10 protein-coding genes and 1 tRNA gene are annotated in these 12,135 nt (G+C 37.0%); 1 reads left to right on the top strand and 10 read right to left on the bottom strand.

Annotated elements, in window-relative coordinates; translation table 11 throughout:
• Positions 1 to 314: 314 nt before the first annotated feature.
• The 10 genes from AC5YD2_RS11690 to cysS form a co-directional block, all read right to left on the bottom strand.
• The gene (locus AC5YD2_RS11690; protein WP_496126500.1) at positions 315 to 1,502 is read right to left on the bottom strand and encodes a beta-barrel domain-containing protein; all 1,188 of its coding nucleotides are present in this window, start codon (positions 1,500 to 1,502) and stop codon (positions 315 to 317) included.
• Positions 1,499 to 3,637 (bottom strand): type I secretion system permease/ATPase, encoded by a 2,139-nt coding sequence (locus AC5YD2_RS11685; protein ID WP_496126499.1) that lies wholly within the window; start codon positions 3,635 to 3,637, stop codon positions 1,499 to 1,501. The genes AC5YD2_RS11690 and AC5YD2_RS11685 overlap by 4 nt, the downstream gene beginning before the upstream one ends.
• Positions 3,634 to 5,118: a TolC family protein gene (locus tag AC5YD2_RS11680; protein ID WP_496126498.1), complete on the bottom strand. Its 1,485-nt coding sequence runs from the start codon at positions 5,116 to 5,118 to the stop codon at positions 3,634 to 3,636. Before AC5YD2_RS11680 ends, AC5YD2_RS11685 begins: the two co-directional genes overlap by 4 nt.
• Positions 5,119 to 5,315: 197 nt before the next feature.
• Positions 5,316 to 6,062 carry an LPS export ABC transporter ATP-binding protein gene (gene lptB, locus AC5YD2_RS11675; RefSeq protein ID WP_496126497.1) on the bottom strand — a complete coding sequence of 249 codons (747 nt, stop codon included), beginning with the start codon at positions 6,060 to 6,062 and terminating at the stop codon, positions 5,316 to 5,318.
• On the bottom strand, positions 6,062 to 6,625 hold the full coding sequence (gene lptA, locus AC5YD2_RS11670) for a lipopolysaccharide transport periplasmic protein LptA (RefSeq protein WP_496126496.1): 564 nt from the start codon (positions 6,623 to 6,625) through the stop codon (positions 6,062 to 6,064). The genes lptB and lptA overlap by 1 nt, the downstream gene beginning before the upstream one ends.
• Positions 6,612 to 7,157, bottom strand: coding sequence for an LPS export ABC transporter periplasmic protein LptC (lptC, locus tag AC5YD2_RS11665; protein ID WP_496126495.1), 546 nt, complete (start codon positions 7,155 to 7,157; stop codon positions 6,612 to 6,614). The genes lptA and lptC overlap by 14 nt, the downstream gene beginning before the upstream one ends.
• Positions 7,158 to 7,197: 40 nt before the next feature.
• Positions 7,198 to 7,737: a KdsC family phosphatase gene (locus tag AC5YD2_RS11660; protein ID WP_496126494.1), complete on the bottom strand. Its 540-nt coding sequence runs from the start codon at positions 7,735 to 7,737 to the stop codon at positions 7,198 to 7,200.
• A 3-nt stretch (positions 7,738 to 7,740) separates the two neighbouring features.
• Positions 7,741 to 8,718 carry a KpsF/GutQ family sugar-phosphate isomerase gene (locus tag AC5YD2_RS11655; protein ID WP_496126525.1) on the bottom strand — a complete coding sequence of 326 codons (978 nt, stop codon included), beginning with the start codon at positions 8,716 to 8,718 and terminating at the stop codon, positions 7,741 to 7,743.
• 261 nt (positions 8,719 to 8,979) lie between these two features.
• Positions 8,980 to 9,055, bottom strand: a tRNA-Gly gene (locus AC5YD2_RS11650).
• Positions 9,056 to 9,117: 62 nt separating this feature from the next.
• Positions 9,118 to 10,539: a cysteine--tRNA ligase gene (cysS, locus tag AC5YD2_RS11645; RefSeq protein WP_496126493.1), complete on the bottom strand. Its 1,422-nt coding sequence runs from the start codon at positions 10,537 to 10,539 to the stop codon at positions 9,118 to 9,120.
• Between the two features lie 774 nt (positions 10,540 to 11,313).
• Here cysS and AC5YD2_RS11640 point away from each other — a divergent pair.
• Positions 11,314 to 12,129 carry a M48 family metallopeptidase gene (locus tag AC5YD2_RS11640; RefSeq protein ID WP_496126492.1) on the top strand — a complete coding sequence of 272 codons (816 nt, stop codon included), beginning with the start codon at positions 11,314 to 11,316 and terminating at the stop codon, positions 12,127 to 12,129.
• Positions 12,130 to 12,135: the final 6 nt, after the last annotated feature.

Below are 12,135 nucleotides of genomic sequence, written 5' to 3'. Positions count from 1 at the left end.
TTAATAATTGGTGAAGATAATCAAATAAATCCATTTAAACAAGAAAAAATAGACAACAGAATTTTAGATAAATGAGAAATAAATTATAAAATATAGTCAATCTTAATAATTATTATAGCTTCACTAAAAATAACATGAACAAGGTCACACATTTTCAAAATTACATAAATAAATCCGTATTTTTTTTTAATCAAAAAATTATGTTTAAACTAAAACTTTATTATACATTTTTTTTGATATATAAATTAAATTTGATCAAAAAAAACCCGACTTAAAGAAATCGGGTTTTTAAAGATCGAAACTGTGACCGAAACCTATCGTTCTCTTAGAGCTTCTTTTGCTTTATTGAATGGTTTCAACAAGTATTCAATGATCGTTTTAGATCCTGTTTTAATATCAACAGATGAGACCATACCTGGAGTAATCGCAAAAGCTTTACCAGCTTTGTTATACAGCTTGTCTGTATCAGTACGGATATATACACGATAGTAGAACTGATCTTGTTTGACTTCATCACGTAAAGTATCAGGAGAAATTACCGTTACCTTACCTTTTAACCCACCATAAATAGAATAGTCATACGCAGTAATCTTAACTAAAGCTTCTTGACCTGGATGGATAAAAGCAATATCTCGTGGAGAAATACGGGCTTCAATCAGTAATTGTTCGTCTAAAGGTACGATCGTCATCAATTTACCATTTTGTGGAATTACACCACCCAAGGTCATGACATCAATTTCTTTTACAATACCGCGGACAGGTGCTTTGAATATCGTACGATTTAAACTATCAGATTTACCAAGTATAACTTGTTGCTGTGTTTCAACATCAGTATTGGCTTTAGAGAGTTCTTCGCGTGCTTGTACATAATACTGATTACGCACGTCATTCATTTGATTTTGTAAATCATTTGCAGAACGTTTTAGACGTAAAACCTCTACCTCACTCGCAGCACCTTTTGCAACCAAAGGCTCGGTCATGCGAAGCTCTTGCTGAACCAGTGCCAATGCTTCTTTCAAACCTGAAATTGATTCTTCCATGTTCGCACGACGTGACTGATAAAGTTGAGTCTCTTCCTGAACCAATTTAGGATATTTCAAAACCGCTTCTGGAAAAGCTAAGGGCGTGCCATTCACCTCAGCACGTAAACGAGCTGCCGTAGCTTGCGATGACATTAAAAGTGAGGTTGACTCACCTACATTAGAGGCAAAACGCGTCGGATCTAATTGTGCTAAAGTTTGACCTTTTTGAACAATATCGCCTTCTTTAACTTCAAGCTTAGTTAAAATACCACCTTCAAGAGATTGGATCACTTGTTCTTTAGAGGTTGGAACAACTTTACCCGTCCCTTGAGAAACTTCCTCTAATTTGAATAAACTTGCCCAAATTAACAGTACAAGTAAACCTATGCCCACTATCCAAATGGTCACACTCACTTTCGGTAGTGGTGGTTCAAGCTGAGTAACTTTCAGTGAACGTTCATTTTTTAATTCTTCGCTCATGATCTAGCCCCCGAATTTGAACCTTGCGCTTGCATATTATTATTTAAAATTTGATCACGTGGCCCGTCCATTACAACACGACCTTCGTTAACCACAATGATACGATCAACCAATTCGAGAACTGCACGACGATGCGTTGCGACCACCATGGTACGATGACCTAGCCAAACCTTCATATGATCGATTAATTGTTTCTCTGAAACATCATCAATTGCAGCTGTCGGTTCATCAAGGAGTAAAATGTTAGGTTCACAAATCAATAGTCGAGAGAGTAATAATGCCTGACGTTGACCACCAGAGAATCCTACACCACCCTCAAGAATAATATGATCTAGACCTTCTTTCTTTTCTTGAATGAAGTTAATTGCACCGGTCACGGTTAATGCTTTGATTAAATCGTTATCTGTTGCTAATGGTGCACCCAGTGTTAAATTCTCGCGTACAGTTCCATAAAACAAATGTGCATTTTGGTTCAATAATCCTACATCACGACGTATATCAGAAGGATCAAGTAATGTGATATCGATATCATCTAACTTCACTTTACCTTGAGTGGCTGTTTGCATACCTGAAAGCAATTGAAGGATCGTCGATTTACCCGCACCATTCCGTCCAAGAATTGCAATTTTCTCACCTGGATTGATAACCAATTTAGGAATAATCACACTTGGTTTAGGATCATCTTCGCCGTATTTAAAGACCACACCGCTTAATTCGTATTGACCATTCAGCACTTGACGTTGAATCAGTTGCTGACGATCGGGATGGTCAACTGGTTTTTTCATCAACTCATCAAGACCTTCCTTCGCAGTTTTAGCTTGTTGATAGCGACCCAACACCCCTGTAATTTGTGCAATTGGCGCTAACATACGCGAGGATAAGATTGAACAAGCTACCAATGCACCTGTGGTCATATCACCTTTCATTACTGCAAAACAACCGACTAAAACAACAATAGCAAATGTCAGGCCTTGAAGCTTTTGAGTCCATAAACTCAACACGCCCACAATTTTGCGTTGTTTCATACTGACCGTAGCAGAAACGTCATTCATGTGGTTCCATTGATTCTGAAAACGAGATTCAGCACGTAACAGTTTGATGTCTTCAATACCTTGAACGGCTTCAACTAAAATAGCGTTACGTATCGAAGATTCACGCATACCTTCTTGTGCCAGCGCAGCAAGTTTTTTCTGAGCCAGCAATCCAGGAATGATCATTAATGGAACAACCACTAGAATGACCCAGAATAGGTTGCCACCAATCAGCCAGAAAATTCCTAAGAACAAGAAGAAAAATGGTAAATCAGCAAAAGCTGTAATAGTCGTCGATGTAACTAGTTCACGAACCCCCTCAAGCTCACGCACTTGAGAAATGAATGTACCTGTAGATTTTGATCGTTCACTATTTTTAATTCGTAGCGCGTGACCAAATACTTTGTCCGAAATACGTAAATCAGCACGTTTACCGATCATATCTGACAAAATTAAACGAGAATATTTAAGTGCAAATTCAAAAATTGCAGCGATTAAAACACCGCCCGCTAATACCCATAATGTAGGAATGGATTGCGCAGGAATTACACGATCATACACGTTCATTGAGAATACAATCGTGGCTAACGCTAAAATATTTGCCAACATTGAGGCAAACATAATATCGATATACCGTTTCCAGTCTTTTAAAACAATTTCCCAGAACCAGCTTTTTTCATAAGGTTTAATGTATTCATCGATACGTGCATCTGGAACTGAAGTCTCAGGACGTAATACATAAACTCGGTCAATGATTTGGGACAACATTTCAGCACTGAATGTTTGTGCTAAACCTTCATCACCACTCAATTGAACACTGACTTTTCCAGTTGAATCAGCCTTGTCAATAACACCGACTTGACCATCTTTAAATCCCACTAAAACGGGCAAACGCCATGGATTTAAAAGATCTGAATTAAATTCGACTTTACGAAGATGCAGGCCGACTTGGCGAGTCATCAATGCTAAAACATCATCAATACTCTGATTTTGATTCCAATTAAGCTCTAAACGTATTCTTTCAGCAGAAGTTTCAATACGGTAATGCTTTGCTACAGTCAAAACACCCTGTAACCATGGTTGATAATTTATTCTTGTATTCATGGTTGTATCTCTACCCCTTGAATGGAAAGGTTATTAAGCTGATAGACATCTCGGGATTTACCTGCGGCAGAAACATACTGCACTAAATTGTCATAAATATCGTAACGTGCTGATTCTATTTGTGTATTTGCACTATGAATAGCTTGTTCAGCATTCAATAAATCGACTGCTGTACGGGTACTCAATTTATATTGTTCTTGGTACAACTCTTTGGTTCTCACTGAAGTTGCCTGTTGGGCAACCAATGTTTTCATTTGTCTTTGTTTATTCTCAATTTGTTCTTGGGCTAATCGAATATTATCAATGGTTTCTAAATAAGTAGCATTGACACGTGCTTTTGCAGCTTCTTCGGCATAGCTTGCAGCTCGAGTTTGAGATGCTACTGCACCACCTTGATAGAAGTTACTGGTGGCCTCTAACATAATCGAACTATCCGTTCCATCATCTTTATTGTTATTAGGATTAACCCCATTAATTGCCTTATTTACCCCACCACGAACGCTAATCGTAGGATAACGCGTTAAATTGGTTTGTCTTTTTTCAGAAGCGGCTACATCAACTTGCGCTTTAGCCAGCATCATTGCTGGAATTTTATTAAACTCAGGATCACTGTAGATATTTGATCGAGAGATCAAGCTTTCAGGAATATCAAATTTAACCCCTGTAATATCTGAACCTAAAAGCGTTTTTAGACGTTGTCTATAAAGGTTTAATTGGGTTTCTTGAACAATTAGGTTAGATTGGGCTGCTTCTAAATAAGATTGCGCCTGAATCGGATCGGCTTGACTACTAATCCCTGCTCTAGCACGAAGATTGGCAATTTCAGCTATACGAGATATACCTCGAATCTGTTCCTGCGCAATTCGCGTGACTTCCTCATAACGTCTGATATTCACAATCGCATTTGCAACTTCAAGCGCAATTTGATCAATCGCAACCAACAATTCTGCTTGTGAAGCCATTAAACGAGCTTCTTGTATCGTTACAGCACTTTTAACTTTGCCAAAATCATAAAGCATTTGAGTTGCATTGAGATTGATTAATTGACGACCACGTTGATCACCACTGGTCATATCACCGGTTGAAATACCGGCACTCAATTGAGGGTAGTAACCCGCTTTAGCAACATCTATATTGGCATTTTGTGAAGCAAGTGCTGAAATACTTTGAGAAATTTCAGGATGTCTCGATACGGCAATTTGAACTGCATCAAACAGTGATAATCTAGTCCCTGTAATTTTTTTAGAGGAATCAGCAATCCCTTGGGAATGACTTGAAATCAGCGGTAAATTTTGAACTTGATTTGGATCATATTCAAATTTACTCAACTCATTGAGTTGAACTTTCCGATAATCTTCTGAGGATTTTGGTGTAAAAAGATTTTGAACGTTATCTTTTACAGTTTGAAAATTAACCTTGGATTGCTCTGCATAAGCTTCTAACGAATGTAAACTTAACAAAACCACTGTCAAATGCAACATTCTATGCCGTTTTAAGCTGTTTTTTTCCACATTTTTTCTCATTTTAAATTATTTTGAGACTAGCACCATATAAGTTGGCTTATTCTACATACTATTATAATATTTCTAAACACATTATAGCTTTGAACACTTATTTTGGTAATTTACAGTGTAAACACTTATAAAACAATATATTTTATAAGTGCTGAGTGGTTATTTTAAACGGTAAAATCTTCACCTAAATAAACTTTTCTCACTGTTTCATCCGCAAGAACTTCTTCCGGTGTTCCTTCTGCAATCACAGCACCTTCACTCACGATATAAGCATGTTCACAGATCGCTAGTGTTTCGCGAACATTATGATCTGTAATTAACACACCAATTCCACGATCTTTTAAATTGCGAATAATATCTTTAATATCACCAACAGAAATAGGATCAACCCCAGCAAAAGGTTCGTCTAAAAGCATAAATTTTGGATCAGCCGCCAATGCACGTGCAATTTCAGCACGACGTCGCTCACCGCCCGAAACACTCATACCCAATGAGTCCTTGATATGGGTAATTTTAAAATCTTCTAATAACTCTTTTAGACGCTGTTGACGTTGTTGCTTGTTTAGATCTTTACGTGTTTCCAAGATCGCCATAATATTATCAGAAATGGTGAGTTTTCTAAAAATTGAGGCTTCTTGAGGCAAATATCCAATGCCTTGACGTGCACGTTCGTGCATTGCCAAATCAGAGATATCTAAATCATCCAAATGGATTTCACCTTTATCCATTTGAACAAGGCCAACCACCATATAGAAACTTGTTGTTTTACCAGCTCCATTGGGTCCCAACAAACCGACAATTTGTCCACTTTGCATTGCGAACGAAACATCTTTGACAACCCAACGTTTGCTATATACTTTTGCAAGATGTTTGATTTTAAGCGTTTGAATTTGATTTTCTGGGGTTTGCATTAATCACGCACTCCAGGTGTACCTTTTGAAGCTGATGGAGGAATGATAATTTGCACCCGACCTTTAGAACCTGTTGCACTAGACCCACCTGAAACCTCAATATCGCCTTTATTCATACTATATTTGAGGGTATTACCACGAATACTTGCACCATCTTGATACAAATAAGCGTTACCAGATAAATTTAAAATACCTGTTTCAGCGTTATAAACAATTTTTTGTGCTTCACCACGTGCAATGCCACGATTGGTTTCAAGTTGCTGTTGGAACTTTGCGGGAGTACCTGTTGCTGTAATGGTGCTAATCTGTTTATTCGAATTCAAATTCGCAACGATTGCAGCAGCATTCAATTTCATGGTGCCTTGCTCAATCACAACATTACCGGTATAGGTCGTAATTCCCGTTTTATCATTATAAGTCGCACGATCCGCCAACAATGAAATAGGTTGATTACGATCACTTGGCAATGCATAGGCAAAAACTGACAATGCACTTAATCCCACTCCAAGGACCGTGTTTTTAAAATTAGATAAAATCCAAGAGTGTTGTTTATTTTGGTGCATATGTTCCTCGAATATTAAAGAATTCGTATTGCCCTGTAGTTAAATCCGCTTGTAAACCCTGACTCATAAATTGACCATTCGGCGCGTTAACCATCACTGGATGCTTGGTCTCAATCGTCCGTGAATCTGGATAAGCAGTCAACTCATCCGTATTAAATACTATTTCACCCTGTGGGCCCAACTGAGTTGCTTTTACATCTTGCGAAAGCACAACTTTTTTATTGTCGTCATAGCCATGCACTTTTTTTGCATGAAAAGTAGAATCCACCTTTCCAGCATTGTAAATAGATGCATTGAGGTTATTCAATTGCGAAGACTGAGTTTTCATGTCTTGCTGAAGATCATCTACAGTCGCTTTTACATAGAGATGACCTTGCTGATCGGTTTGCAATAAATGAACACCCTTCGCCGAATAAGTCATAGACTGCCCTGAAGCAACATCTAATTTATTGCCTTTACCACTGTAATAATAGTATCCGCCGCTGATTGCGGCAATCAATACTGCTGTGACATATAAGACTCGAGTATCCATAAATCATCTACTTTATTGAATATGTCACGCTAAGACATTATTAATGCGGTACTGCTGCATATTTTTCAAGGAGTTCTTGATAAACACCTTTCGATGTTAGAAGCATATCGCAAATTTCACGAACTGCACCACGTCCACCATAGGCTTGAGTCACCAGATCCGCACGACGTCGAACTTCAACATGGCCATTTGGCACAGTGACTTTCATACCCGCTATGGCAAATGCTGATAAATCTGGCCAATCATCACCCATATACAAACAATCTTCAGGAGAAATACCAAACTGAGCACAAGCTTCTTTTAAAGCAACACCTTTATCTTCACGTCCTTGATAAACAAGATCCACACCCAAATCAGACATTCGTTTTTCAACAATATGACTCTTACGACCCGTAATGATGATCACTTTGATACCCGCTTGCTGAACAAGCTTCATGCCTAACCCATCTCGGATATCGAATGATTTAATTTCATCACCTGAATTTGTTAAAGTTACAAATCCATCACTCAAAATACCATCTACATCTAAAACCAAAGCTTCAACATGACGTGCTTGTTCTAACAAAACATATGATGCCATTACTTAATTTACTCCAGCCTGAATTAAATCATGCATACCAATAACACCGATCACTTGATTGATTTCATTGACGACAACAAATTGATTAATTTTTTTCTCATTCATTTGTTCAAGCGCCACAACTGCTCTAGCGTCTTGCGAAATAGTCATTGGACTACGAATCATCACATCAGATACAGCTAAAGTAACATCAAAACCTTGCTGTTTATCGATTAAACGGCGCAAGTCACCATCCGTAAAAATACCCAGTAGAACGTCATTATCATCGACAATTGTGGTCAAACCTAGACGTTTATTAGAGATTTCGTATAAAACTTTATTCATTGGTGTATCTGGAGATACTTTGGGTAACTCATCACCTGTATGCATTAAATGCTTCACATGCAGAAGTAAACGTTTTCCTAATGCACCTGCTGGATGAGACATGGCAAAATCATTTGCTGTAAATCCACGTGCTTCTAACAATGCCACCGCTAACGCATCACCTAATGCCAATGTTGCCGTTGTACTTGATGTCGGTGCCAAACCCAATGGACATGCTTCTTGGATATTACCCAATGTTAAAGCCACATCAGCATTTTGTGGCATCGGACCTTTATCATCACCAGAAATTGTAATGAGCGGCACGCCTAAATGCTTGATTAATGGCATCAGCATCATGATCTCATCACTCTTACCCGAGTTAGAAATTGCAATCAGTACATCCCCCCGAACAATCATGCCTAAGTCGCCATGGCCAGCTTCACCTGGATGCATAAAAAATGAAGGTGTGCCCGTTGAAGCAAAGGTAGCCGCCATCTTACGACCAATATGTCCTGATTTACCCATACCTGTAACAACAAGACGCCCGCTACATTGCAAAATGATTTGACATGCTTGAGTAAAGCGATCATCAATTTGCCCAGCAAGAATCTCCAATGCTTTTTGTTCAATGGCCAATGTTTCAATCGCAACTTGCTGGAAATCAATTGGATTGGGCATATTTTCTGAATTCAATTTCTCAACCTTTAGTCAGAACTGAACGATCTGATGCAAATAAATTTGTTGTGTAATTTTATCATATCTATAAAATATACATGATCAAAAACTTATATTTTTCACAAAACTACAGTCAAGATTATTATTGCCAAATATCTTAAACAACATCAGCAAAATCACGTTTATCCAATCCCAATAAAGACAACTTTATTTTATTCTGCATAAAAAAAGTCCTCATCTAATGATGAGGACTTTTTCGTATTCTGGAGCGGGAAAGGAGACTCGAACTCCCGACCCCAACCTTGGCAAGGTTATGCTCTACCAACTGAGCTATTCCCGCAATGAGGTGAATTATAGAGAATTATATGGTGATGTCAACTCTCTATAATTTTGTTTGATTAATTAATCAGCACGACGCCAAATTGTGCCTTGACGAGTATCTTCAAGCACAACACCTTGGTCTAACAATGACTGACGAATTTCGTCAGCTTTGGCGAATTCTTTTGCCTTCTTCGCATCTTTACGCTGTTGAATCAGATCTTCAATTTGTTCAGCACTTAAACCTAAAGCTTCTTGACCAATATCTGACTTTAGGAAGTCATCTACATTATGCTGAACCAAACCTAAAATATTGGTTAAATGACGTAAAGTTGCATAGTAAACAGCTGCTTGCTCTGCCTGCTCTTCTTTAACAGATGTATTTAATGCTTTGTTGATTTCAAACAAGACTGCAATGGCTTCAGAAGTATTGAAATCATCGCGCATTGTAGTATTGAAACGCTCAACAAATGACTCATCCAAAGTATCTACAACTTTATCTCCATAAACTGCTTGATATGCTTTAAATGAATGATAGAAACGCGTCAATGTAGTCTTAGCTTCCTTAAGTGCAAAATCAGAGAAATTAACAGGACTACGATAATGTGAAGACATAACAAAGTAACGAATCACTTCAGGATGGAATTTTTTCATTACATCACGGATGAAGAAGAAATTGCCAGTTGATTTAGACATTTTCTCGCCATCAACATTAATGAAGCCTACATGCATCCAATAGTTTACATATTGTTCGTCTGTTGCAGCTTCTGATTGTGCAATTTCATTTTCATGGTGTGGGAATGTTAAATCTGAACCACCACCATGAATGTCAAAATGATTTCCTAAGCAGCATGTCGACATTGCTGAGCATTCAATATGCCATCCCGGACGACCATTGCCCCATGGTGAAGCCCATGAGGGTTCATTTTCTTTCGCATGTTTCCACAGTACAAAATCGAATGGATGCTTTTTTTCAACTTCTACATCAACGCGATCAGATGCGCCTGCTTGCATATCTTCAAGTTTACGACCTGATAAACGACCATATTTTGCAAATTTTTCAACTTCAAAATAAACATCGCCATTTGCTGATGGGTAAGCTGTACCTTTGTTGACAAGCGTACCAATCATATTTTGCATTTGATCGATATAGTCTGTCGCACGTGGTGCTTCATCTGGATGTAAACAGCCTAAACTTTCAGCATCTTCATTCATAGCTTTAATGAAGCGGTCTGTTAAAGCGGTAATGCTTTCTCCATTTTCATTTGCGCGTTTGATAATTTTGTCGTCAATATCAGTAATATTGCGAACGTATTTAACACTCCAACCTTGACTACGTAAGAAACGAATAATGTAGTCAAATGCAACCATGACACGCGCATGACCAATATGACAATAATCATAGACTGTCATACCGCAGACATACATATCGATATGTCCTTCTTTGCGGGGAACAAATTCTACTTTTTTACGTTGCTCTGAGTTGTAAAGAACAAATGGTTGCATAGGTTTTCTAAATGCTAAATACAAAGATGGCTCATCTTAACCTAAGCACTATTTTTCATAAAGTTTTCAGGAAATTTTTTATCCATATAGCATAAGCTTTTAAATTAGTCTTTCGGTCGATATTGATATATCCAGCCAAAAATTCATACTTCTTAAAATCAGCCCCTTCATCATTTTTAAATATTTTAAATATGAAAACCAAATGTGATCAAAGTCACACAAATAAACAAATTCTAGAATTCTTATTAAGTTTGAATGAAAATTAAAAAACCATCAAAATATAAAAAATGTGATTCAGTTACCATTTTAAAATAAATTATTCTAAAATTTAGACTAAAGTATCATCAATATTAAAATATTTATAACAGAATCACCAAATACCAAAGAATTTAAAAAAACGTAGATCTAAAAACCACACCATTAAATAAAAATTAAAATAAAAATCATTAATATTTTTCAAGTATCATCTTATATATATTTTATTTAAATTTGTTTTTTAATCAAAATAAAATTATAAATTAATATTAATATTCATGTAGTTAGAATAAAAACAAGAAGCATTATTACACCTCATCAACTAGAAATTAAAATAATACAACAATCGAGAAGTTAATCACACTTATCGACACAGATATAAAACACATCAAATTTATTATAAAAATAAAGTTTGTTTAAATTAAATAAACACTGGACAATAATCATACAAGTTAATCATATCTTATATTAATTACCGATTCTCAAATGTCATTAACTATCGATCCAAAAGGTGTGTTCATGAAGTCTTTAACTCTTGGTGTATTAACCACATTATCTTTGGCATTTACAGGATGTGTTAGTACAACCTCTGTCGGAACTTTAGGCGCTGAACGCAAACAGTTAATGATTATTCCTGAAGGTGCATGGAATAAAATGGCAGATCGTAATTTCAAAAAATTTGAGAAAAAAGCCAAAGATAAATCATTGTATATCGTGGATGAACGTTTGAATAATATCTTGTCTCGCTTAATTCCACATGCAAATCAATATGTTGAAAATCGAAAAAAAACAATCAATTGGAAAATCAATGCTAATTTAAGTAGCAAACTCAATGCGCATTCATTTCCAAGTGGTCAAATTATTGTCAACACCTCTGTATATATGTTTGAAGATTTAACCGATGATGAACTCGCGACTTTGATTGCACATGAAATGGCACATATTTTGCGTGGGCATAGTCGTGAAAAAGCATCGCTCTATACAGCGACAAATGTTGCTTTATTAGGTTCAACAATGGGCGCTGGTTATGCCTTAGGTTTAACTGGTGGAGTGAGTGGAAACTTTGGTGTATATATGCCCCATAGTCGCCAACTTGAGCATGAAGCAGATTTAATTGGTTTGGATTTGATGGTACGTGCGGGTTATGAAGCAGATGCATCCTTATCTTTCTGGGAAAAGTTTGAAGCGAAACTTAAATCTCGTAATATAGACAATAAAACGCCGACATTACTTGCAAGCCACCCTCAAAGTGAACAGCGTAAAGAAATGTTGCAAGATCATATTTTAGCCATTAAAAGCCAAAAAGTTAGCCCGACTTTGAGTGCTAAAAACTAATCTTAG

It is taken from the genome of Acinetobacter sp. CY73 (genome assembly GCF_059515865.1).
The sequence above is the reverse complement of the archived record's forward strand: the minus strand, read 5'-3'. Positions and strand labels throughout refer to the sequence as shown.

Coding starts and splice junctions, on each gene's coding strand:
- AC5YD2_RS11690 (WP_496126500.1), bottom strand. CDS start 1,502: ATGAGCGAAGAATTAAAAAATGAACGTTCACTGAAAGTTACTCAGCTT.
- lptB (WP_496126497.1), bottom strand. CDS start 6,062: ATGCAAACCCCAGAAAATCAAATTCAAACGCTTAAAATCAAACATCTT.
- lptA (WP_496126496.1), bottom strand. CDS start 6,625: ATGCACCAAAATAAACAACACTCTTGGATTTTATCTAATTTTAAAAAC.
- AC5YD2_RS11655 (WP_496126525.1), bottom strand. CDS start 8,718: ATGCCCAATCCAATTGATTTCCAGCAAGTTGCGATTGAAACATTGGCC.
- AC5YD2_RS11680 (WP_496126498.1), bottom strand. CDS start 5,118: ATGTTGCATTTGACAGTGGTTTTGTTAAGTTTACATTCGTTAGAAGCT.
- AC5YD2_RS11640 (WP_496126492.1), top strand. CDS start 11,314: ATGAAGTCTTTAACTCTTGGTGTATTAACCACATTATCTTTGGCATTT.
- AC5YD2_RS11660 (WP_496126494.1), bottom strand. CDS start 7,737: ATGGCATCATATGTTTTGTTAGAACAAGCACGTCATGTTGAAGCTTTG.
- lptC (WP_496126495.1), bottom strand. CDS start 7,157: ATGGATACTCGAGTCTTATATGTCACAGCAGTATTGATTGCCGCAATC.
- AC5YD2_RS11685 (WP_496126499.1), bottom strand. CDS start 3,637: ATGAATACAAGAATAAATTATCAACCATGGTTACAGGGTGTTTTGACT.
- cysS (WP_496126493.1), bottom strand. CDS start 10,539: ATGCAACCATTTGTTCTTTACAACTCAGAGCAACGTAAAAAAGTAGAA.